Origin of the sequence: Bifidobacterium moukalabense DSM 27321 (assembly GCF_000522505.1) — a bacterium.
Classification (GTDB): domain Bacteria; phylum Actinomycetota; class Actinomycetes; order Actinomycetales; family Bifidobacteriaceae; genus Bifidobacterium; species Bifidobacterium moukalabense.
Map to the genome: position 1 here is coordinate 150,943 of NZ_AZMV01000007.1, position 24,281 is coordinate 175,223.

At 60.8% G+C, this 24,281-nt stretch carries 16 protein-coding genes; 14 read left to right on the forward strand and 2 right to left on the reverse strand.

Annotated features, from left to right (window positions below):
• The first annotated feature begins 11 nt into the window (after nucleotides 1-11).
• The 6 genes from BMOU_RS06990 (at nucleotide 12) to BMOU_RS07015 (ending at nucleotide 9,848) form a co-directional block, all read left to right on the forward strand.
• Nucleotides 12-1,574, forward strand: coding sequence for an MFS transporter (locus BMOU_RS06990; RefSeq protein ID WP_034876178.1), 1,563 nt, complete (start codon nucleotides 12-14; stop codon nucleotides 1,572-1,574).
• 116 nt (nucleotides 1,575-1,690) lie between these two features.
• Entirely contained in the window at nucleotides 1,691-3,271 is a 1,581-nt protein-coding gene (locus BMOU_RS06995; protein ID WP_034876181.1) for an MFS transporter, read from the forward strand.
• A 403-nt stretch (nucleotides 3,272-3,674) separates the two neighbouring features.
• Entirely contained in the window at nucleotides 3,675-5,024 is a 1,350-nt protein-coding gene (locus tag BMOU_RS07000; protein WP_034876183.1) for an MFS transporter, read from the forward strand.
• Nucleotides 5,025-5,282: 258 nt separating this feature from the next.
• Nucleotides 5,283-6,335, forward strand: coding sequence for a ketol-acid reductoisomerase (ilvC, locus tag BMOU_RS07005; protein ID WP_034876185.1), 1,053 nt, complete (start codon nucleotides 5,283-5,285; stop codon nucleotides 6,333-6,335).
• 308 nt (nucleotides 6,336-6,643) lie between these two features.
• Nucleotides 6,644-7,693 (forward strand): ketol-acid reductoisomerase, encoded by a 1,050-nt coding sequence (gene ilvC, locus BMOU_RS07010; RefSeq protein WP_034876187.1) that lies wholly within the window; start codon nucleotides 6,644-6,646, stop codon nucleotides 7,691-7,693.
• 352 nt (nucleotides 7,694-8,045) lie between these two features.
• A complete protein-coding gene (locus BMOU_RS07015; RefSeq protein WP_034876190.1) occupies nucleotides 8,046-9,848 on the forward strand; it encodes a sialate O-acetylesterase in 1,803 nt (600 codons plus the stop codon).
• 56 nt (nucleotides 9,849-9,904) lie between these two features.
• On the opposite strand, the gene BMOU_RS07020 is transcribed toward BMOU_RS07015, so the two are convergent.
• The gene (locus BMOU_RS07020) at nucleotides 9,905-11,041 is read right to left on the reverse strand and encodes a GDSL-type esterase/lipase family protein (RefSeq protein ID WP_034877382.1); all 1,137 of its coding nucleotides are present in this window, start codon (nucleotides 11,039-11,041) and stop codon (nucleotides 9,905-9,907) included.
• Between the two features lie 175 nt (nucleotides 11,042-11,216).
• On the opposite strand from BMOU_RS07020, the gene BMOU_RS07025 reads away from it, so the two are divergent.
• The 6 genes from BMOU_RS07025 to BMOU_RS07050 all read left to right on the forward strand — a co-directional run bounded on the left by BMOU_RS07025 (nucleotide 11,217) and on the right by BMOU_RS07050 (nucleotide 20,639).
• A complete protein-coding gene (locus BMOU_RS07025) occupies nucleotides 11,217-12,584 on the forward strand; it encodes a GH1 family beta-glucosidase (RefSeq protein ID WP_034876192.1) in 1,368 nt (455 codons plus the stop codon).
• Nucleotides 12,585-13,101: 517 nt separating this feature from the next.
• A complete protein-coding gene (locus tag BMOU_RS07030; RefSeq protein WP_034876194.1) occupies nucleotides 13,102-14,478 on the forward strand; it encodes an ABC transporter substrate-binding protein in 1,377 nt (458 codons plus the stop codon).
• Between the two features lie 135 nt (nucleotides 14,479-14,613).
• Complete coding sequence (locus BMOU_RS07035; protein WP_034876196.1) at nucleotides 14,614-15,675, forward strand: carbohydrate ABC transporter permease; 1,062 nt, start codon at nucleotides 14,614-14,616, stop codon at nucleotides 15,673-15,675.
• The gene (locus BMOU_RS07040) at nucleotides 15,675-16,565 is read left to right on the forward strand and encodes a carbohydrate ABC transporter permease (RefSeq protein WP_034876197.1); all 891 of its coding nucleotides are present in this window, start codon (nucleotides 15,675-15,677) and stop codon (nucleotides 16,563-16,565) included. Before BMOU_RS07035 ends, BMOU_RS07040 begins: the two co-directional genes overlap by 1 nt.
• A 108-nt stretch (nucleotides 16,566-16,673) precedes the next feature.
• Nucleotides 16,674-19,385 (forward strand): glycoside hydrolase family 2 protein, encoded by a 2,712-nt coding sequence (locus BMOU_RS07045; RefSeq protein WP_034876199.1) that lies wholly within the window; start codon nucleotides 16,674-16,676, stop codon nucleotides 19,383-19,385.
• A gap of 219 nt (nucleotides 19,386-19,604) precedes the next feature.
• Entirely contained in the window at nucleotides 19,605-20,639 is a 1,035-nt protein-coding gene (locus BMOU_RS07050; protein WP_034876201.1) for a LacI family DNA-binding transcriptional regulator, read from the forward strand.
• Between the two features lie 15 nt (nucleotides 20,640-20,654).
• Here the strand turns inward: BMOU_RS07050 and BMOU_RS07055 are convergent, their stop codons facing one another.
• A complete protein-coding gene (locus BMOU_RS07055) occupies nucleotides 20,655-21,668 on the reverse strand; it encodes a LacI family DNA-binding transcriptional regulator (RefSeq protein ID WP_160118301.1) in 1,014 nt (337 codons plus the stop codon).
• Nucleotides 21,669-21,932: 264 nt separating this feature from the next.
• Here BMOU_RS07055 and BMOU_RS07060 point away from each other — a divergent pair, with 264 nt between their 5' ends.
• Together BMOU_RS07060 and BMOU_RS07065 are read left to right on the forward strand one after the other, a co-directional pair.
• Entirely contained in the window at nucleotides 21,933-23,180 is a 1,248-nt protein-coding gene (locus BMOU_RS07060; protein ID WP_034876205.1) for an ABC transporter substrate-binding protein, read from the forward strand.
• A gap of 116 nt (nucleotides 23,181-23,296) precedes the next feature.
• Nucleotides 23,297-24,247 (forward strand): carbohydrate ABC transporter permease, encoded by a 951-nt coding sequence (locus BMOU_RS07065; RefSeq protein ID WP_081738516.1) that lies wholly within the window; start codon nucleotides 23,297-23,299, stop codon nucleotides 24,245-24,247.
• The last annotated feature ends 34 nt before the right edge of the window (nucleotides 24,248-24,281 follow it).

Genomic DNA, 24,281 nt, shown 5'->3' on the forward strand with positions numbered 1-24,281 from the left:
AGGGGTTTATTATGGACAAGTTCGTTCGCCCGGGCATCGACGACCGCCCGGATTATGACAACACTTTGACTCCGGAACAAAAAGAGGCGGTAAGCCGCCTGGCGACATCCATGCCGGAACGTCGCGCCGGGGACGCCAGCCAGACCGATGCACAGGTGCAGGCCACCAACCTCGCCGCATCATCCGAAGCCGCAGGCTCCGGCCTCGGTGCCATCGCAGCCGTTGACGCCGCTGTGCCGGATCCGTCCTCCGCCTTCATGGACATGCGTGACCCGATGGTCTCCGCCGACGGCCACCGCCCGACCAAAATGGAAGTCGTCCGCCTCGGCATCGGCTTCACCATCTCCGCCGTGGCCTGCGCCATCCCGTGGGTCGCCCTGAGCTCCATCATCCTGCCTCGCGTATTCGAGACCATCGACCCGGCCAGCAAGGAGTCCATGCTCGGCCTGGTCAACATCTTCGGCTCCATCGTGGCGCTGCTCGCCAACATCATCTTCGGCACCTTCTCCGATCTGACCCGCTCCCGTTTCGGCAAGCGCACCCCGTGGATGATCGCCGGCGGTCTGGTGACCGGTCTGAGCATCGGCGCCATTTCCCTGACCCACTCCGAACCGCTCATCATCTTCCTGTGGTGCTGCGCGCAGCTCGGCTACAACATGATGCTCGCCCCGTACGTGGCCACCATGTCCGACCGTGTGCCCGACAAGTTCCGCGGTACCGTCTCCGGTTTCTATGGTGCCGGCATCGCCGTCGGGCAGACCCTCGGCTCCTTCGTCGGCGCGCAGTTGCTCAAGCAGGGCGAGGCCGGCATCTTCGGCGGCTGGATGATGGGCATGGCCATCTTCAGCCTCACCGGCATCGTCGTGGTGATCATCTGGCCCCGCGAGAAGTCCAACCGTGACGAAGCCCGCGGCGAACTCAACGTCAAGTCGATGCTCATGAGCTTCCGCCCGCCGAAGAACGCGCCCGACTTCTACTACGCGCTCGCCGGCCGCACCATGATGATGGGCGGCTACTGGATGATCAACACCTATCAGCTGTACATCGCGCAGGATTATGTGTTCGCCGGCGATCCGGAAGCCGACGTCAAGGCCGCGAGCCTGATCGCCACCATGGCCGTCATCACGCTGGTGGTCTCCCTGGTCGCCGCCGTCGCCGCCGGCCCGATCACCGACAAGATCGGCATGCGCAAGCTGCCGGTCGCCCTGGCCAGCTGCCTGTTCGCCGTCGGCGCGCTGATGCCCATGCTCTTCCGTTCCTCCACCGGCATGCTGCTGTTCGCCGGCATCGCCGGCCTCGGCTACGGCGTCTACAACGCCATCGACCAGGCGCTGAACGTCTCCGTGCTGCCGAACCCGGAGGAGGCGGGCAAGGATCTCGGCATTCTGAACCTTGCCAACACGCTCTCCACCGTGATCGGCTCCGGCATGACCTCGATCCTCGTCGTGATCGTGAAGGCCGTGATGGGCGTCTCTAAGACCCCGGCAGTCGCCTACACCGTGGTCTTCGGCGTGGCCATCGTCATCGTGCTCATCGCCGCTTTCCTGATCATGCGCATCAAGCATGTGAAGTGAGCGTATTCTCAGCGTGTTGATATAGTTTCTCTCGCAGAACGATCGCCCGAATGCACCGACGCAGTGTGTTCGGGCGATCGTCGTATATGCTCCCACATGCCTCGAGAGAAGACTTCATGACTGACGATAACCAGAACGAAACCATGCCCACTCCGCCGCCGCTGCCCGGCCAGGTGTTCATCCGCCCCGGCATCGACGACCGCCCCGACTACGAGAAGACACTGACGCCGGAAGCCAAATCCGCCCTGAAACGTTTGGCCGTACAGCAGCGTCCGCGGGTGCCGGAGGCCTCCAACGAACGTCCGGAGGTGCAGGCCGCACGTCTCGCGGAAGGCGGCTCGCCGCTGACCGCGGCCGCGCATCTCGACGCGGCCGTGCCGAATCCGGAATCCTCCTTTCTTGATCTGCGCGACCCGATGACCGCCCCCGATGGCAGCAAGCCGACCAAGTTGCAGGTCAGCCGCCTCACCGCGGGCTTCGCGATCGGTTCGCTGCTGTTCGCCGCACCGATCGCCGCACTCGACACCGTGCTCATTCCGCAGCGCATCGATCAGCTCGTCGGTGACGGACGTGTATCCGGCCTTGCCCTGACCATGGCCCTCGGCATGGTACTGAGCTTCTTCATGAACGCCTGGGTCGCCGTCGGTTCCGATCACACCTTCGGCCCGCTCGGCCGCCGCACCCCGTGGATCATCGCCGGAACGCTCCTGAGCGCCGCCTCGCTGGCGATTCTGTCGGTATGCAGCCTTCTGCAACTCGTCATCGTGTTCTGGCTGCTCATGCAGACCGGCTACGCCATGATCGCCATGCCGCTGGCCGCGGCGTTCGGTGAACGGGTGCCCGACAAATTCCGCGACCGCGCCGATTCCTGGCATGGCGTAGGGCTCGCGCTCGGCCAGCTGCTCGGTGTTCTCGTGGCCGTCCGACACACCGCGCATCCCGACGCATTCGGCTGGGATGGCACCACCCGTTCGGGAATCATGCTGTTCGCCATCTGGTTCATCGCGGCCGGCGCCGTTACGCTGCTCGTACTGCCTCGTGAGGGGTCCAGCACCTACATGCCGCGTGAAGACGTACGTAAGGGCTCGTTCTTCTCGCAATACCGCCCGCCGAAGCGCGCGCCGAAATTCGCCGTCGCCTTCGTCGCGCGCATGCTGGCCGTCGCCGCCACCACGCTGATCGCCGTATACCAGTGGTATCTCGCGGCATTCGGTCTTGATGCCGACGGACTGTCCGGCTACGGTCTGACCGGTGCCGGCGCGGTCGTGACGATGATGGCCGTCGCCGCTTTCGTCGGCTCGCTGCTGGCCGTGCCGCTGCTCGGCCCGGTCGCCCGCGTCTTCGAAGATGCCCGTATTCCGGCCGTCGCCTCCTGCGTGCTGTTCGTGATCGGCGCCGCCGCCCCGTACATGATGGCCGACAAGCTGTTCGGCGTCGGCCTGTACGCCCTGATCGCCGGCTTCGCCTACGCGATGTATGACGGCACCAGCCATGGCCTCAATCTGGCGACCCTGCGGGACGTGCGCTCTGTCGGCCGTTCGCTGGCCGCCTTCAGCGTGGCCAATACGCTCGGCTCGTTGCTTGGCGTCATCGCGGGTGCCCTTGCGGTCACCCTATTCGCCGCATATCTGCCGCTGTTCGGCGTCGCCATCGGCTTCATGCTGGCGGCCGGCGTGCTGACGATGCGGCTGAAGTGATCGCGCGCGTCCACATAGTGAACCTTTGGTGGAGAGGGTGAGTGGGCGCGCTTATCTTTACCGCTTAGTTCAGGCGAAGCGCTCGCCGAACATCAAGATCTTGCGAAAGGAGGTTCGCCACGATGCACGGAATGGTCGCACGCGTACTGCTGTCCGCACGAATTATTATTCCGCTTTCGTTGGCGGACTGATTCGAGCAATACGGCTTCAATCCCTCGCCAACGGAGGCAGGGTTTGAGGCGCGCGAAACACACGTTGATGGCCCTGCAGCAGCGGGGCCTTTTCGTTGCCGCCCACAAGGCGTGAAGGCAACGAAACGGATTGTGGCCGCCAAGAGAGAACGAACAGCGTTATCGGCGCAAGTTGGGAGTCGGTAACGCGCGGAACGTACAGGAGTACATCAATGAGTGCAGTCGAGGTAGCCGCTGGCAAGGCTCAGGCGATGGTGCGCGATTCGGTCAGGACCGTGATCGCCGCTTCCATGGTCGGCACCGCCATCGAGTTCTACGACTTCTACGCATACGGCACCGCCGCTGCGAACTACTTCCCGAAGGTCTTCTTCGGAGACACCGCCAATCCGACCGTCGCGCTGCTGGCCAGCCTGCTGACCTTCGCCATCGCATTCATCGCCCGCCCGTTGGGCTCGCTGGTGTTCGGTCACTTCGGCGACCGTATGGGTCGCAAGACCACGCTGGTGGTCTCCCTGCTCACCATGGGCGTCGCGACTTTCCTGATCGGATGCCTGCCGACCTATGACCAGTGGGGCGTCGCCGCGGTGGCGGTGCTGTGCCTGTGCCGTTTCGTGCAAGGCATCGGTCTGGGCGGCGAATGGTCTGGTGCGGCACTGGTCGCCACCGAAAACGCTCCGGAAGACAAGCGCGCACTCTACGGCTCCTTCCCGGAATTGGGCGCTCCGATTGGCTTCTTCCTGTCGAACGGCACCTACTTCCTGCTGGAAACCTTCAATGATGACCAGGCCATGCTCTCCTGGGGCTGGCGTGTGCCGTTCCTACTGTCCGCGGTCCTGGTGATCGTCGGTCTGGTCGTGCGCGTGCAGATGGAGGAGACTCCGATCTTCCGCATGGCGCAGGAGCAGAAGAAGGTCGTCAAGTCGCCGCTTACCGAGGTCTTCAGGAAGAGCTGGAAGCAGGTCATCCAGGCCACGTTCCTGGTGGCCGTCACCTATACGCTGTTCTATACGCTGGCGACCTGGTCGCTCGCATGGGGCACCAAGAGCGTGGAAGACGGCGGTGGCGACCTCGGCTTCACCAATCAGGAATATCTGTTCATGCTGATGGTGGCCGTGTGCGTGTTCGCCGCGTTCATCGTGATCTCCTGCGTGAACGCCGACCGGTTCGGCCGCAGGCGCGTGATCGTCATCTCGTCCTGCTGCCTTGTGGCCTTCGCGCTGCTGTTCCCGTTCCTGCTTGATTCCGCGGTCGTCGGGCAGCGCAACTTCGTGGCCAACCTCGCCTTCCTGTGCATCGGCTTCGCGCTGATGGGCACGGCATTCGGCCCGATCGGCGCCTTCCTGCCCGAGCTGTTCGACGCCAATGTGCGTTACTCCGGTTCCGGCATCGGCTACAATCTGGCCGCCATCGTCGGCGCCGCATTCGTGCCGACCATCGCCACCTGGCTGTCCCACCACTGGGGAGTGCATTCCGTGGGCCTGTACCTTGGCGTGATGGCCTTGTGCTGCCTTGTGGCCGTGCTGAGCTGCAAGGAGACGAAGGACGTCGACTTCACCAAGTAAGGGTGTCGATACCGCTACGGAAAACCGTTTGACGAGAAACATAACCACTATGTGAACGTCAGTGATCACCATAAGGAAAGCGGGACTAGAACAGTTCCGCAGGAGAGGTGGGGCGACTTCCGCGGACACAATCCGGGGGGAGCAACATCCCAGGGATCGCAGACCGCCGCAACAACCGAAAACAGTAGAACATCACGAGAATCCGGGAAGACTTTCGATCCCGCAATCACAACACACAACATCAAAGGAGCGCCAATCATGGCAGCAACTATCTGGTACGAGAAGGACGCCGATCTGTCCGTGTTCGATGGCAAGAAGGTCGCCATCATCGGTTACGGTTCCCAGGGCCACGCCCATGCGCTGAACCTGCGTGACTCCGGCGTCGACGTGGTCGTCGGCCTGCGCCCGACCTCCAAGTCCGTGGAATACGCCAAGGAGCAGGGCCTGGAGGTCCAGTCCGTGGCCGCCGCCACCGCCGAGGCCGACGTGGTGATGATCCTGCTACCTGACCAGTATCAGGCCGCCGTCTACAAGTCCGAGATCGAACCGAACCTGAAGCCGGGCGCGGCCCTGGCCTTCGCTCACGGTTTCAACATCCACTACGGCTATATCAAGCCGAGCGAGGATCATCCGGTGTTCATGGTCGCTCCGAAGGGTCCGGGCCATATCGTGCGTCGTGAGTATGCCGCCGGCCGTGGCGTCCCGGTCGTCGTGGCCGTCGAGCAGGACCCGGACGGCAAGACCTGGGATCTGTGCCTCGCCTATGCCAAGGCCCTTGGTGCCCTGCGCGCCGGCGCCATCAAGACCACCTTCACCGAGGAGACCGAGACCGATCTGTTCGGCGAGCAGGATGTGCTCATGGGCGGCATCAACCATCTGTGCGACATGGGCTTCGACGTGCTGACCGAGGCCGGCTACCAGCCGGAGATCGCCTACTTCGAGGTGTTCCACGAGCTCAAGATGCTGATCGATCTGGCCAACGAGGGTGGTCTGAACAAGGCCCGTTGGTCCTGCTCCGACACCGCCCAGTACGGCGACTACACCTCCACGGTGATTACCGAGGAGACCAAGAAGCGCATGCAGTACCAGCTCAAGCGCATCCAGGACGGCTCCTTCGCCAAGGAGTTCATGGACGATCAGGCCGCCGGCGCCCCGAAGTTCAAGCAGCTGCAGGAGGAGTACAGCCACCCGCATCTGGAGACCGTCGGCCCGAAGCTGCGCGCCATGTTCTCCTGGAACAATCAGGTGGACGCCGACGCCGATATGGCCGAGTCCTTCAACGGCAAGATCGCCCGTACTCAGGTTCAGTGAGTCTTCGCGCCGTCGGGCGCAGGCTGATTGCCTACTGATCCAGGCCTGATCCGGCCGGGATGCGAAACCGCCATCCGTTGCGATACGGGTGGCGGTTTTCGGTTTTCTTCTCTTGAGTTGGCGATTTTCCAATACCGTGGCTCACCTTTTGGACTGGGTGCCGGTTTAGGAGTGCGCTCGGGTAGGATGGACCCCAGTTTGCAGGACAAAATCCATGCATGAAAACACGATTTTCATATCTGCGAATAGTAGAACCCCGAACGCTTTGCCCGCGTTCACCCCACTACGATAAAAGGAGTGCCAATACCATGGCTGCACAAATCTGGTACGAGAACGACGGCGATCTCTCTGTCCTCAGCGGCAAGAAGGTCGCCATCATCGGTTACGGTTCCCAGGGCCACGCCCATGCGCTGAACCTGCGTGACTCCGGCGTCGACGTGGTCGTCGGCCTGCGCCCGACCTCCAAGTCCGTCGAGCAGGCCAAGGAGCAGGGCCTGGAAGTCAAGTCCGTTCCGGAAGCCGCCGCCGAGGCCGACATCATCATGATTCTGGCTCCGGACCAGTACCAGCGCACCATCTGGGCCAACGACATCGAGCCGAACATCAAGCCGGGCGCAGCCGTCGCCTTCGCCCATGGTTTCAACATTCACTATGGCTATATCAAGCCGAGCGAGGATCATCCGGTGTTCATGGTCGCTCCGAAGGGTCCGGGCCATATCGTGCGTCGTGAGTATGCTGCCGGCCGTGGCGTCCCGGTCGTCGTGGCCGTCGAGCAGGATCCGCGTGGCGACGCTTGGGACATCACCCTGGCTTACGCCAAGGCCCTTGGTGCCCTGCGCGCCGGCGCCATCAAGACCACCTTCAAGGAGGAGACCGAGACCGATCTGTTCGGCGAGCAGAACGTGCTCATGGGCGGCGTGAACAAGCTCGTCGAAATGGGCTTCGAGGTCCTCACCGACGCCGGCTACCAGCCGGAGATCGCCTACTTCGAGGTCTGCCACGAACTCAAGATGCTCGTCGACCTCATGAACGAGGGTGGTCTGAACAAGGCCCGTTGGTCCTGCTCCGACACCGCCCAGTACGGCGACTACACCAACACCGTCATCAACGAGGACTGCCGCAAGCGCATGCAGTACCACCTGGGCCGCATCCAGGACGGCTCCTTCGCCAAGGAGTTCATCGACGATCAGGATGCCGGCGCCCCGAAGTTCAAGCAGCTGCAGGAGGAGTACGGCAACGTCCGCATCGAGACCGTCGGTCCGAAGCTGCGCGCCATGTTCTCCTGGAACAACGGTCAGGACGACGACGCTGATATGGCCACCTTCACCGGCAAGATCGCCCGCTCCCAGGTGCAGTGAACCCTGTGCAGTGAACCCTGTCAGTGAACTCTGCGTAGCGATCCCGGATGCAGTGAGCGTCCGCGGATCGGCTGACTGAAACCATCCGACCGCATATCGGCACAAGGCGACCATCCCGAAAGGGGTGGCCGCCTTTTTTGCATGACGTTCCGAACGTCTCACGGGCGGAGGAGTGCGGGGAACGCGGGAAAGGCGCCACATATGGTTCTGCGGGCGCGTGCCACCGCCACGAGGGGGGTGGTAGGTGGTGACGCTGCATCGCGAAGACACTCGCAGGATGATTGGTTGCCGGATTTTTAACGAGTTTTCGCCTACGATTTGTGCATAGGATGATTCGATAGGAAGAGAAGATATGGTTACAGCGACTGGTCCTGCACCCGGTTCCGACATGACGGCCTCGGCTGAGCCGGCGGAAGACCGCACCTCATCCGGAGTGCTGTACATCGCCCCGATTTTCGCCTCGCACATGGTGTTGCAACGCAACAAGCCGATTGCGGTGTTCGGCGCGCTGAATGCCGACTGCGCCGGTCTTAAGGTCACGGCCGAGATCCGCACGCCTGACGGCGCCCTGGTGGCCCAGGCGCATGCCTACGCCTCGATGGAGGCCCGGCAAGGCTTCTCCTACTGGCATATCATGCTGCCGGCCCAGTCCGAAGGCGGCCCATACACGTTGCGCGTGACGGCGGGCAACGACTCAATCGAATTCCATGACGTGCTTATCGGCGAGGTCTGGCTGGCCGGAGGCCAGAGCAATATGGAACTCGAGCTGCGCAACAGCGACGATGCCGAAGCGGAGCTTGAAGACTGCACCGATCCGCTGCTGCGCTTCTACAACGTGCCGAAAACCGGCGTGGTCGACCGTAATGCCGAGAACGCCTCCGGCTGGCAGGAATCCTCTCCGGAAACCAGTGGCGTGATGAGCGCCGTCGCCTACTATTTCGCGCGCAAGCTACGTGATGAACTCGATCCCGATCTGCCGATCGGCATCATCGACTGCTATATCGGCGGTACGTCGATCAGTTGCTGGATGAGCGAGGACGCACTGCAATCCAGCGAGGCCGGGCAAGGCTATCTGAACCGGTTCAACGACGCGGTCGCAGGCAAGACGCAGGCGCAGTTCGACTTGGAGACCTCCGCCTGGCAGGAACGTTTCGACGCATGGAACGCTTCGATAGCGGCCGCACGCGAGGCGGACCCGGATGTCACCTGGGATACGTTGAACCAGCGGTATGGCGAATGCCCGTGGCCTCCGCCGGTCACGCCGACCTCGCAGTGGCGCCCGGCCGGCCCGTTCCACGCCATGCTCGAACGTGTCATGCCGTATTCGCTGGCCGGATTCCTGTGGTATCAGGGCGAGGAGGATGAGCCGTACTGCGAATCCTACCGCGAACTGCTCGGCATGATGATCGGCGAATGGCGTGCGTTGTGGAGCGAGAACCTGCCGTTCCTCATCGTGCAGCTGCCGCAGTGGATCGATAAGGGCAACGCCGCCGCGGGCACCGATCCGATGCGGTGGCCGGTATTGCGCGAGGCCCAGTGGGATGCGGCGCAGACCATCGACAACGTATACGCCATCTGCACCATCGACTGCGGCGAATTCGACAACGTGCATCCGACCGACAAGCGCACGCCGGGCGAACGTCTGGCGGAATGCGCGTTGCGGCAGATCTACGGTCTTGACGACGTGCCGGTGCATGGCCCCACGGTTTTGGGGTTCCGCTGTGGCGAGAACGGCCACGTCTGCCTGTTCTTCCGGTATGCGCACGGCCTGCATTTCGAAGGCGTCACCCCCGATGATTTCGATGATGACTTCGCAGACAGGCTGCCTTCGCTGGTGCGTAACGCGGACCGTTCGGGTTTCGAGCTGGCCGGTGCCGACGGCGTGTTCCATCGGGCGACGGCCGCGATCTTCGTGGATTGCGACATCGAGGATCTGGTCAATGCGAAGATCAACGTGGTCGACTACAACGCCACGGAATTCGGCATTCCGATCAACAGCCGCAGCATCGGCACGATCACGTTGGCGACCCCTGAGGTGCCGAAACCCGTTGCGTTGCGGTACGCCTGGCGCAGCTGGGGGCCGGCGCCCCTGTTCAACAGCGACGATCTGCCCGCCCAGCCGTTCCGCCTGGACCTGACCGACCGCGAGGACTGAAGGCCGGTAGGCCGATCATCCGATGGACGCCGGGACCGCCGGATTCTCCGACCGGCTCACTCCCACAGACCCGGGCCGAAGGACTCCAGATAGGCGACCAGCTCGCCGGCCATTTCCTCGTCTTCGGGGATACGTGGATGGCCGTAGGTGCCGGAGGCGTTGCGGGAGTAAAGGAAATGCTCCACACGGGTGTCGCCTTCGCCGCGTACCGTCTCGCACACCTCGCCGATCGCACGGTCCCATGCCGGATCGTGCACCAGAATCGTGGTGGCGAGCACGATCAGCGCCTTCGGATACCTCGCACGTAGGGCATGCACGAAGTCGACGTATCTCGCACGCCAGCGCCGGGCCGTCTCGCCTGCGTAATCCGCCGCCATAAAATCATGCGGATGCGCATCGTTCTGGCCCAGCGCCACAAGCACGACATGCGGTGTGTACCGTGCGAAATCCCACGGCTTCGACCCTCCCAGCGCCGGATTGTATTCAATCCGATCCCACATGCTTTCCATGCCCAGGTAATGGGGCGCATTGAACCAGCCGATGCCGTCGAGCAGGGGAGCGCCGCCCTGCGACACGTCATGCAGTTCCGCCCCGAGCGCCCGCGCGGCGATCGCCGCATACGAATGCCAGCTGTCGGAATACCCGCTCAGATCGGCTTCCGGGTCGGCCTGCCCCACGTAGCGTACGGCCTCATTGCGTTCGCCGCAGGAGACGGAGTCGCCGTACACCTCGATTCGTCGCGTCGGCCGCGTATCGGCTGGCGGCAGTATGGCCGCGTCGTCATCCAGTTCGATGCCCAGCATCTCAAGATGGCACATGCCGCCGTCCTGACGTTTGAAAATCGTCACCTCATGCTCGATGTCCGGCAGATGTTCGGCGATGTCGACGGTGATGGCGGCGAGTTCGGCTCCGCTTGCGTTCGGCACCCTGTTCGGATATCCGTTCTCCATGCTGATGCCGTCATGCTTGGTGTCGATTGGCACGGGCACCTTCACCTCCAGTCCGTCGATGATCGCGCCGAGCAGGATATCGCCGTAATTCCAGTGGTTGCGCAGTTTCACGCGTATGCGGGAGCCGGTGCAGCGGAACGAGACCTGCGTATAGGGGAACACCCACACGGGAGCCCGCGGGTCGTCGTCATCGATACGCCCCATGGATCGCAGCGCCGGATCGTCGAATGGGATTGTACGCATGGAAAGCCCCCTTACCTTCTGGTTCCCGCCGTCGGAACGCATCGTCTATGCTGCCATTATCGGCGCCGTACGTTTCGGGAGACGATGGCACCCCGTGCCGTGCGCGTTGCCGGGAACGGTACTTTACAATAAAAGACCAAAACGGTATCTTAACCGCTTCAGAAAAGGACGTGCAATGGAGAACACATTCCCGAAGGATTTCGTCTTCGGTGCGGCTACGGCAGCCTATCAGATCGAAGGTGCGGTGAACGAGGACGGTCGCTGCCCCTCGATCTGGGATACTTTCAGCCATACCCCGGGAGCCACCTTCGCCGGAGACACCGGTGACGTGGCCACCGATTCATACCATCGTTGGCGGGAGGATCTGGCGTTGCTCAGCGATCTGGGCGTGGACGCCTATCGTTTCTCCATCGCCATGCCGCGCATCGTGCCCGCGCCGAACGGCATTCCGAATGCGAAGGGCCTTGACTTCTACGAGCGTATCGTCGATACCCTGCTCGAGTACGGCATCAAGCCGGTCGTGACGCTCTACCATTGGGACCTGCCGCAGTATTTGGAAGACGGAGGCGGCTGGCTCAACCGCGTGACCTCCTATGCGTTGGGCGATTACGCCGCCATCGTGGCCAAGCGGCTGGGCGACCGTGTCGACACCTGGACCACGCTCAACGAACCCTGGTGCGCCTCGTATCTGAGCTACGGCGCGAAGGAGCAGGCTCCGGGCCTGGGACTCGGCCCGGGCGCGTTCCCGGCGGTGCATCACCTGAATCTCGCCCATGGCCTGATGGTGCAGGCGGTGCGAGGCATCGTCGGCGACAAGTCGAAGTATTCGGTCACGCTGAACATGCCGTTCAACCGTGGGGACGCCGACGCCTGCCACCGTCTCGACCTGATCGCCAACCGCGCCTTCCTCGACCCGATGCTGCGTGGCCGCTATCCCGACGAGCTGTTCGCCATCACCAAGGGCATCTGCGACTGGAGCTTCGTGCGTCCGGGTGACCTTGAGAATGCGCACCAGCCGATCGACGTGTTGGGCGTCAACTACTATTCCACCAATCGCGTGGCCATGAGCGACCGCCCGCAGTTCCCGCAGGATACCGGCCCGTCCGTGAATCCCGGTGCCAGTGACGTCGATTGGCTGCCGACCGACGGCCCGCACACCGACATGGATTGGAACATCGACCCGCAAGGTCTGTATGACACGTTGATGCGTGTGCACGACCGCTATCCGGAGGTCGATCTGGTCATCACCGAGAACGGCATGGCCTGCAAGGACCGGTTGGTCGTGAACGAGGATGGCACCAAGTCGGTGCATGACGCCGATCGCATCGATTACCTTCAGCGCCATTTCGCCGCCGCGAAGCGCGCGCTGGACGATGGCGTGCCGCTGACCGGCTATTTCGTGTGGTCGCTGCTCGACAACTTCGAATGGTATTTCGGCTACGCCAAGCGATTCGGCATCACCTACGTCGATTACGGGACGCAGGAGCGCACGAAGAAGGACAGCTTCCTGTGGTACCGCGACTTCATCGCCTCACGTGGCTGAAGGGGGTTGATAGCATCCGTGGTCCGCGCCATGATTGAGGTGGTTGGATGGGTGTGGCCGTCGCGCATTCGGTTCGTGCTTAAGTCTGCCGACGTGTCACACCCCCGATTGGCGCGATGCGCCGATTTCCGGCGTGACTGCGGCATTGTGACGGGTAACCAAAGGGTACTTAAGCGCTTAACGACACTCGGGTAAAGAAATTAACGTTAACGCCATTAATGTTAACTTACTGAATGCTTGCTGAAGCTCCGATAAGATGTCGAAACAGCTGATTTTCCAACGTTTAAAGAAAATTGAGAGAATGCTGGGAATGTGCGATTGTCCGAAGAATCGCACAGTTTCGGCGCGACACGACACAACTTAAGCGCTTGACAAACTTAAGGGGTTCATTTATCGTGATAGTCACCACTTCATCAAGGGCAGGCAGAGAGGCCTGAGATGAGAGGCATCACCAACGAAGAATCGGTGCCGAGTCTTCAACAGTGATGAACAATGATTCATAAGGAAGGATCAGAAGATGAATCTCAAGAAGATCGTCGCAGCCGGCGTCGCAGCCGTCTGCGCGGTGAGCATGGCGGCCTGCGGTGGCAGCGACAGCTCCAGCGGCGTGACGGACCTGACCTATGACCAGATCAAGCTCGGCGAGACCGGCAAGGACATCAAGGCCAGCATTAAGTTCTACAATGGCCGCACTGATATGGGTCTGGATTCCTATCCGGGTAAGAATTGGAAGTCCTATATCGCCGACTTCAACAAGCTGTACCCGAACATCAAGGTCGAAGCCCAGACCGATACCAACTACGCGGACAACGCACTGACCCGCCTGCAGGGCGGCGACTGGGGCGACATCATGATGATTCCGTCCGTCGATAAATCCGAACTGGAGAACTACTTCATCTCCTACGGTTCCCTCGATACCATGCAGAAGCAGGTCAAGCTCGCCTCCGAGAAGGCTTACGACGGCAAGTCCTACGGTGTCGCCACCGACGGCCAGACCTCCGGTGTCGTCTACAACAAGGCCATCTTCAAGAAGGCCGGCATCACCAAACTGCCGACCACTCCGGAAGAGTTCATCGCCGATCTCAAGCTCATCAAGGAAAAGACTGACGCCATCCCGCTGTACACCAACTACGCGGCCGGCTTCACCATGGGTGCCTGGGATGCCTATATCGGCACCACTGCAACGGGTGACACCAAGTACATGAACCAGAAGCTGGTTCACACCAAGGCTCCGTTCAAGGATCCGGGTGACGGCACCCACGCCTACAACGTCTACAAGATTCTTTACGATGCCGTCGCCGACGGTCTGACCGAAGACGACTACTCCACCACCGATTGGGAATCCTCCAAGAGCATGATCAACAACGGACAGATCGCCACCATGGTGCTGGGCGCCTGGGCCGTGACCCAGATGCAGCAGGCCGGCGATAACGCCGATGACATCGGCTACATGCCGTTCCCGATCTCCATCAATGGCAAGCAGTATGCCTCCATGGGCGGCAACTACTCCATGGGCATCAACAAGAAGTCCTCCAAGGACAACCAGGAAGCCGCCATGATCTTCGTCAAGTGGCTTACCGAGGAGTCCGGCTACGCCATGAACGAAGGCGGCATCCCGATCAAGTACGGCGATACCGACCTGCCGTCCATCTACGAGGACTTCAAGGACGTCACCATGGAGCCTGACGAGGACTCCCTCGAAGGCGAAGAGGATCTGTTCACCGAAGTCAACTCCGACTCCGAGCTGGGCATCAACTCCAATGGTAACAAGCGCGTCCAGGCCATCGTCGAACATGCCGCCAACAAGGACAAGTCCTACGACGACATCATGAAGGAATGGAACGACGCCTGGTACAAGGCTATGCAGGACGACGACGCGGAAGCCAAGTACTGATCGTCATCTGATCAGCACAACCTGAAAGCCTCGACGACTTTCTCCTCCATATCCTTCTCCTGCCGGCGACCGCTCCCCTCCGGTTGCGGCCGCCGGCCTTTCATGTCACTGGTAAGTCAACGAAAAGAGAGAATCATGACTACCGCGATTGCGGGTGCCACGGCCACTTCCGTGGACGACATCCCTTTCAACCCTCATAAGCGCGACTACAAGAAGGTCAGCATCATCATCGCCTTCTGCGTCATTCCGGTCGCACTACTTGTGCTGTTCACCTACTGGCCGTTCATCCAGATGTGTGGATACTCCTTCTACAAGATGAAGTACATCGGAACTCCACGCTTCATCGGTATGAAGAACTACATCGATATCTTCACCCGCCCGGAGCTGCTCGCCACCCTGAAGCTCAGCCTCTACTACATGGCCGGCGCTCTTATCCAGGTGGCCCTCGCCCTGTATCTGGCAACCGTGCTGGCATTCCAAGTTCGCGGTGGCTCCTTCTTCAAGGGTGCGATGTTCTTCCCCTACCTGATCAACGGCATCGCAGTCGGCTTCATCTTCAAGTTCTTCTACACCCGCGGCTATGTGCTCGACACCGTACTCCAGTGGTGTGGTTTCACCCAGGACACCCTGCCGTACTGGCTGAGGGACCAGTCCATCAACAACTGGTCTCTGGTGGCCTCCTCCATCTGGCGCTACCTCGGATCAACCCTGATCCTGTTCATCGGCGCGATCATGTCCATCGACTCCTCCCTGTATGAAGCCGCTGAAATTGACGGCGCCAACAAGTGGCAGCAGTTCAAGCACATCATCCTGCCGGGCATCCAAACCATCTTGGTGTTGAACATCATCCTGTCCATCACCGGCTCGCTCTCCGCCTTCGAAGGCCCGTACGTCATCACCTCTGGCGCCAACGGCACCGGCACCTACATGGTGCAGATGGACAAGATCGCACACACCGACCAGAAGGTGGGCTTGGCTTCCGCCATGGCCGTGATCCTGCTGATCATCATCATCTTCTGCACACTGCTACAGAAGATAGTCATGGGCTTCCTGTTCAGAGACGCCGATGACGGCACCGCAAAGGCCCGTAAGCAGGCCAAGAAGGCCGACAAGGCCCGCAGGCGCGCCATGAAAGCCGCCAACAAGGTCCAGGCCGGCAAGGCTCCATTGTTCAAGAACGGAAAGGTGAGTGCGTGATGACTACTGCAACCGTCGCACCGCAGGCCGAAGTGCAAAAGGTCAGCTTCGGCTACCATCTCAAGTTGTGGATCCTGAGCTTCCTGAAGTACTTCAGCCTCGTGTTCATCACGTTCTGGATTCTGCTGCCGCTGGTCACCTGCTTCTTCACCGCAGCCAAAGGTACCGACGAATGGCGTTCCACCTCCGTGATGACGTTCCCGAAGAACATCCTCAACTTCGAGAACTACGTCGAGGCCTTCAAGCTGTCAAACATGGGTATCGCCTTCCGTAACTCGGTGATCGTGCTCGTGTGCGTCTGCTTCCTGACCACCATCATCGGAACCCAGCTCGCCTACGTGCTGTCCCGCTTCCAGTTCCCGGGCAACGCCCTGATCCGCACCGCCTTCATGATGGCAGCATTGCTGCCGGGCATCGCAATGCAGGTCGCGGTCTACAAGATCATGGGCACCTTCCACCTGATCAACTCGCTGTGGGGCTACATCATCATGTCGATGGGCACCGATGTCATCTCGATCTACATCTTCATCCAATATTTCGAGAACCTGTCGATCTCCCTCGATGAGGCCGCCCTGATGGATGGCGCAAGCTACTTCACCATCTACAGCCGCATCCTCCTGCCGCTGTTGAAGCCGGCAATCGTGACCTGCCTGATCCTCAAAGGCGTCGGCATCTACAACGAGTACTACTCAGCCAACCTGTATCTACAAGACAAACAGAAGCTCGGCACGGTGGCCATCTCGCTGTACGCTTTCACCGGCCCGCAAGGCTCCAAATACAACCTGATCTGCGCAGGCGTGATCATCACCCTGCTGCCGGCCCTGATCGCCTTCCTGGTCTTCCAGAAGCAGATATACAACGGCGTCGCAGCAGGTGCCGTGAAGGAATAATCCTTCGCCATATAACTGAAGACTCTCTTTTCATCATCAAAGGCCGTGCCGAGATATATCATCGCCGGTACGGCCTTACCTTCTTTCTTCTTACAAAGGATTCCTCGCATGACTCACACTCCTAGCACGTTCGCCCCGCTCGCAGACGGATGGACGCTGACGGCCGTCAATACCGAAGCCGCCCCTGAATCGCTGCGCGAAACGCTCGCCGCAGGCATTCCGGCTACCGTGCCGGGAGAAGCCGCACTGGACCTGCTGAACGCGGGACTCATCGCCGACCCGTTCGACGGCGCCAACGAGAACGACCAGCAGTGGATCGGTGACGTCGACTGGCGTTTCACCTGCCGGTTCGATTGGCATGACGACGGTGCCGACCGTCACGACCTGGTCGCCTACGGTCTCGACACCATCGCCGATGTCGCCCTGAACGGCCGCCCGGTCGCCTCCACCCGCAACTTCCACCGCTCCTACCGTTGGGACGTGCGTGACCTGCTTCGCGAGGGCTCCAACGAACTGACCGTCACCTTCACCTCGCCGGTGCGTGAATCCGACCGCATGGAGCAGGCCCGAGGCTACTACCCGCACACCGAGCACCATGCGTTCAACCAGATTCGCAAGCCGAGCTACTCCTTCGGCTGGGACTGGGGCATCGACGTGGCCAACGCCGGCATCTGGCGTGAGATCGGCATCGACTCCTGGTCCGATGTGCGCATCGCCTCCGTGCGTCCGCTGGTCGATGTGGCCGCCGACGGCACCGGACTGCTCAACGTGCATGTCGAGATCGAACGTGCCGGCAAGGGCCGTATCATGTCCCCGTACGATTGCCATTCCGTGCGCGCCGCGGTGCCGGTGCATGTCGAATTGTCCGGTTTCGGCACCGATGTCGCCGCCGATGGTACGGTGGCCGAAGGCCGCAACGAGACCGTGCTGACCATCGCCGTGCCGGAAGCGAAGCTGTGGTGGCCGATCGGCTACGGCGACCAGCCGCTGTATGACGTCACCGTCACCGCCGGCGATTCCGCCGAAGCGGCTTGGAACGGCCATGTCGGTTTCCGCACCGTGCATGTCGACACCCGTGCCGACAACATCGGCCGTCCGTTCCAGATCTACGTCAACGACGTGCCGGTGCATGCGCACGGCTACAACTGGATTCCGGACGATGCCTTCATCGCCCGCGTGAGCAACCGCGACTACGAACGCGGCATCCGAGATCTGGTGGAATCCAACTCCAACATGGTGCGTGCCTGGGGCGGCGGCATCTACGAATCCGACGAATTCTACGACCTGTGCGACCGCAACGGCATCATGGTCTGGCAGGATTTCATGCTCGCCTGCGCCGCCTACCCGGAAGACGCCGAAACCAAGGCCGAGGTCGAGGCCGAGGCCCGCGAGCACATCATCCGCCTGTCCGAACATGCCAGCCTCATCGTGTGGAACGGCTCCAACGAGAACTACGTGGCCTACTCCGAATGGGGCGGCTACAAGCAGGCCCTGCGCGACGACGACCTGCCGGCCAACGAATACGGCTACGGTGAGAAGCCGTGGGGCGACTACTACTATGCCGAGCTGTTCCCGGCCCTGCTGGCCGAGCTCGATCCGGGCCGTTCCGCCTATCTGCCGAGCTCTCCGATGAGCTTCACCAAGTTCGTGGGCGCCAACTTCGACACCGATGGCACCATGCACATCTGGGACGCTTGGAACCGCGCCGACTACACCGTGTACGCGCAGTACACCCCGCGCTTCGCCGACGAGTTCGGCTACCAGGCGCCGCCGGCATGGAGCACGCTCACCGGTGCCGTGCATGACGACAAGCTGGAGCCGTTCGGCAAGCAGATGCTTGTGCACCAGAAGGCCTCCGGCGGCAACTACAAGCTCGCCCGCGGCATGCGCTCGCACCTGACCCCGGGGCATCTCGACGACGTGAGCTTCGGCGGCGTGGTCAACGGCAAGCCGTCCGACGGCGAGCACGGCTGGCTCATCCCGACCGACAACTGGGCCGACATCGAGGATTGGCACTGGGCATGCCAGCTGCAGCAGGCGCAGGCCATGCGTTTCGGCGTGGAGCACATGCGCTCCCTCGAGCCGATCAACGCCGGCGCGCTGATCTGGCAGCTCAACGATGACTGGCCGGTCGTCTCCTGGGCCGCCGTCGACTTCAACGGTCACCGCAAGCCGCTGTGGTACGCCTCCCGTGACTTCTTCGCGCCACGCCTGGCCACCATCCAGCCGCGCGTTTCCGAGGAATACCGTGAGACCCACAGCTGGGAAGGCGTCAGGACGGCCAACGACCACTTCGAATTGATTGTGCTCAATGACACCCGCGAGGCTTGGAAGGGCTCCTGGAAGGTTGAACGCGTGACCCTGGCCGGCGAAGTGCTCGCCTCCCAGACCTTCGACGTCGAACTTGGCGCGGTTTGCCATGTGGGCCTGCCCCTGGCCGAAGAAATCATGGATTACGCCGATGCCGGTAACGAGCTGATCGTGGCCACTGCATCCGATGGCGCCTTCGCCCGTGTGATCTTCAATCCGGCCGAAGTCATCGATCAGAAGCTCGCGGCGCCGACTGAAGCGTTTGAGGCCGTGGCCACCCACGTGGATGGCGGCGTGGAACTCAAGGTCGCCGCCAAGAGCTATGTGCGCGACCTGTTCTGCATGGCCGATAAGGTCGACGCCAAGGCCGACGCGGATGCCGGCATGGTCTCTCTGCTGCCGGGCGAGAGCGTCACGTTGCGCATCGCCACCGATTTCGACGGCGACCCGCAGGCCTTCGCCGCGGTCAATGTGCTGCGCAGCGCCAACGATCTGAAACGCGAGTGGTGATCGGGCGTCCATCAGCCGAGATGAGGTGATGATTCACTGAATGTTCAGTTGATGCCGCTTGTTAAGCCGGAACATAAGTGAAAGCGTCGCCGACCTTAAGCGATTAAAGTGTTGCAAACACTTGCATTCGGGGGGGTTGGTCGGCGCTTTTGCTGTATGATAACTAAAGAACCGTTTAAGTAATCACTTAAGTTCAATGATGAAGAAGGATACGTCAGCATGGCCGTGCAGAAAAGTAAGGTGACGATTTTCGATGTCGCCAAGGCTTCCGGAGTCTCCAGCAGCGCGGTCTCATATGCGTTGAACGGCAAATCCGGCGTCTCCGAGGGCACTCGGGCCAAGGTGCTGAAGATCGCCCATGAATTGGGTTGGAAGCCCAACGGGGCGGCGCAGGCGCTGGCCAAATCCAAAACCCAGCGTATCGGCCTGGTGCTCGGCTATGATCCGAAACTGCTTGCGGTGGAATCCTACATGATGGAGCTCATCTCCGGCCTCGGTGCCGAGCTCGAGAAGCACGACTATTCGCTGCTGGTGCGCATGGCCGTAGGTGAGCACGCCAAGCTGTCCATCATCAAGGACTGGATTGCCACCGGCAATGTGGACGCCATGCTGCTGGTCAACATCGAACTAGGCGATCCGTGCGTGACCTTGCTTGAGGAGCATACCGAGATGCCGGTGCTCGCCATAGCGGACGCTTCCGTATCCGGCAAACTGTCGACCCTCTCGAGCGCCGACGCCGACGCCGTGCATCAGGCGGTGCAATACCTGTATGATCTCGGCCACCGCCATATCGCACGAGTGGCCGGCCCGGAGATGCTGGCGCACTCCTACATCCGTGATTCCGCCTTCTCCGACGTGGCCACCGAACTGGGCATGCGCTACCGCTGCCTGCACACCGATTACACGCCGGAAACCGGTTCCGAGGCCACCAAAAGGCTGCTGTCGTTCTCCGAGCACCCCACGGCCATCATCTACGACAACGACGTGATGGCGCTGTCCGGACTCGGTGTGGCCACGGCCGAAGGCATCACGGTGCCCGATGAACTGTCGATCATGTCCTGGGATGATTCCTTCATGTGTACCGCAGCCTATCCGAATCTCACCGCCATGGGCCGTGACGTGGTGGGCACCGGTATGAGGGCCGCCGAACTGCTGCTCAAACTCATTGACGGCGAACATGTCGGCAACGTCATGGAGGAGCCATACGAATTGCGCCAGCGCGGCACCACCGGCTCGGTTCCCGCTGAACGATGACGGTGTCCGTTCGGTCTATCTTCCGGTGGATTCGCGTCGGACGAGCCGGAAATCGGCTGTGAGCTTTTCGGGCTTGAAATCCGTGCCGTCCTCGTCGATGCGCTTGAGCAGCAGGTTGACGGCTTTGGCCGCCAAATCGTTCAGATCAGTGCTGACGGTGGTGAGGGACGGCACGAAGTAGTCGGATTCGTTGATGCCGTCGAAGCCGACCACCGCCATATCGTTGGGTACGTGCACCCCACAGTCGGCGAGTCCGCGAATGAATCCCATGGCGAGCGTGTCGGTCATGCAGAATACGCCGTCGAATCGCTGCCCTGACCGCACGACTTGATGGGCGAGAGCTCGTGCATCCTCGGGATTCCAGTTGATGTACAGAAAGTTCTCGGGCGAGACCTCCATGCCATGGTCGTCGAAGGCTTTAAGGCACCCGTATAGTCGTCTGGCGGACACTGATGTGCTTTGCGCATCTTCGGCAAGGCTTTCGTAGCGGGCACCGACCACCAGAATGTTTTGGCAGCCGACGTCGACCAGATGGTCGATGGCAGTTTGCGCGCCTATCTCGCATGGTGTGTTCACGGTGTCGAAGATGGGATCGGGGGAGAGGTCGTCAAGCAGTACCATCGGCTTGCCTCCGGAAAGCTCGCGTAGTTCCTCGTCGCTGACGTTGCCGGGGCTGAATATCATGCCGTCGCACAATTGGCTGGTCACCTTGCGTAGGATGGAGACCTCACCTTCTTTGGAATTGGAGGTTTCCTGCACGATGGTCTGCAGGCCATGTCGACTCGCCTCTCGTGAGATCGCCGCGCCCATTTCGGACGGATACGCGCGGTCGAGTTCGAAGATTGCCAAGCCGATCACGCCGTTGCGTCCCGATCGCAGGGATCTTGCCGACAGATTCGCGGTGTAGTGCAGCCTACGCGCCGCAGTGCGCACTTTTTCGGCGGTTTCTGGCACGATGCGCGGATCGCCTCGCAATGCGTACGATGCCGTGGCTCGCGACACGCCGGCCGCCTTTGCCACGTCGCTCATGGTGACCATATTCAGCCCCTTCGTTGCAATTCGCTTGGATTCCCGGTGGTACAGCGGCTGTCTCTCGTATGCTGGGGTATCCGTTTCCTGTACTGCGCAATAGTGTATCTCAACAATTTGACACGATTCAAATCATGGGTGTATAACAGAGTCATCAGCTTTTTGAATCGTGTCAAATAATCGATTCAAAAGAGGAGGCGAGGCGCAGAGGCCACGCCAACGCAGGGTTCGGGCGCGGGCGCCCAAGGCGAAAAGGAGAAGACCATGAACTTCAAGGCAATCACGAAGACGGTAATCGCAGCCGTCTCCGCTGGGGCGATGCTGCTGCCGTTGGCGGCCTGCGGATCCGATGCGGATGCTGGCAAAACCAAGATCAGCTTCCTCAGCTGGGACAACGAACAGGTGATGAAGCCATTCATCGAGGAATTCGAGAAGGAAAATCCGGATGTCGCAATCGACTTCAGCTACGCTCCGCCGACCGCTGAATACATCCAGACCCTGCAGACACGACTGGTCGGCAACCAAGCCCCGGATGTGTTCATCATCACTTCCGAGAACAAGAACGATCTCATCGACAACGGCTACGTCATGGACATGACCGGCAAATCCTACACCGAAAAACTCTCGCAGGCCAACAAGGACTTCGTCTCCCGGGACGGTAAGCTCTACGGTCAGTCCATCTCGTCTTGGGCCGCAGGCATCGCCTACAACAAGGAACTGCTCAAGCAGGTTGGCTATGATGCCGTGCCATCCACGTGGGACGAGTTCCTCACCTTGTGCAAGACACTCAAGGATGCGGGCATCAGCCCGTATATCGAGGCGATCGGAGATGGCGCGGACCGTATTCCGGATTCCTTCACCGGTGCGATTCTCGCCAAACAAGGCATTGACGTGACCACGCTCGCCTCCGAGGATCCACAGACCCCGGGCGAACACGAGAAGGAAGCCGTCAAGGCGTGGATGAAGGTCTACGAGCAGGGCTATGCCTCCCGAGACAACGTTGGCGTAAGCGGCGACGATGCCAAAACCCAGTTCACCAACGGTCAGGTGGCCATGTACACCACTGGCGCATGGGACTTCTCCACCTTCGAACAGGTGAGCTTCGACTGGGGCTTCGCCCAGATTCCGGCGATGGACAAGAATCACGAGCAGTATGCGCAGGGTTCGCCGTCCCCCGGCTTGGCCATTTACTCCAAGCTTTCCGGTGATAAGCTCAAGGCCGCCGAGAAGTTCCTTGACTTCATGGTCTCCGACTGGTCCCTGAAGCAGCGTAGCAAGAATGGCGACGCCATCACCGTCGAAGGTTTTACCTCCGATGTGGCCGAGCAGTATAAGGACGTGTACGAGAACAACGTAAAGACCGGCAAATATTTCCTTATCACCAATTTTTATGCCAATCCCGACGTGCTGAACTCCACCAACACCGCTGAGATTCAGCAACTTGTGCAGGGAACCATCACCGTCGACCAATGGGCCAAGAACATCGACGCCAAGATGGCTGCGGCCCAGTAATCCGAGGAATCTTCAGCGAAACCTTCCGGGCCGACATTCCGGCCGGCCTCTCTTCTGACCTCCGGCCGGAATCTCTCCCTCCCTATCAATCGAAGGGCCAATCGAAAGAAGCAAACATGAGCAATGCGACTGCGGCACGCACGTTGCCGCCAATCAATGAAGCACTGAACCGCAAGCGCCGTAAGGCTCGTGCGTTCCATGACGACCTGACCTCGTTCTGGTTTCTGCTGCCGATCCTCGCGCTCTTCGTGGTGCTGTTCCTGGTGCCGCTGGCACAGACCCTGTACTACTCGTTCACCGACTTCAACGGCTATAGCATGAACATGCATCTGGTCGGTCTCGACAACTACAAAAAAGTATTCTCCGATTCATCAACCTTGCAGGGACTCGGTTTCACCATCCTGTACGCCGTCATCGTGATGGTCGGTGTCACCTGTCTGGCGATTCCGCTGGCAGTGGTACTCAACAAGAAGTTCATTGGCTGCAACTTCGTGCGCTCCTTGTTCTTCTTCTTTTCCGTACCATCGCTTGCCATCATGGGCATGGTCTGGAAATATATCTTCTCTCCAATGAAGACGGGCGTCGTCAACTCCGTGCTCTCCATCTTTGGCATCGATCCGATTCCGTGGTTGAGCAACAACGCTCTTGCCAAATTCTGCGTAATCTTCATCGCCATCTGGGCGCAGATCGGCTGGCATGCCACTCTGTATCTGGCATTTCTGCAGGCGATTCCTGCCGACCTGTACGAGCAGGCCACCGTAGACGGCGCCAACAAGTGGCAGCAGTTCCTCCATATCACCCTGCCGCAGCTCATGCCGGGCATCGTCACCTCCACCTTTCTGCTCATGTCGGGCGGCCTGAAAGTGTACGACCTGCCTTACACCATGACCAAGGGCGGACCGGGTTACTCCACCTATACCGTTACGCAATCCATCATCCAACAGGGCATCGGTCAGTCCCAATATGGCATCGGATCCGCCCTAGCAGTGCTTTTCTTCGTCGCCACCGGTGTCGTCGTCTTCTTGCAGATGGGCATTTCTAACTTGATTTCGAGGAGGTTCCAATAATGGGCAACGCAACCGTCGATAAGACCTCGGTTAA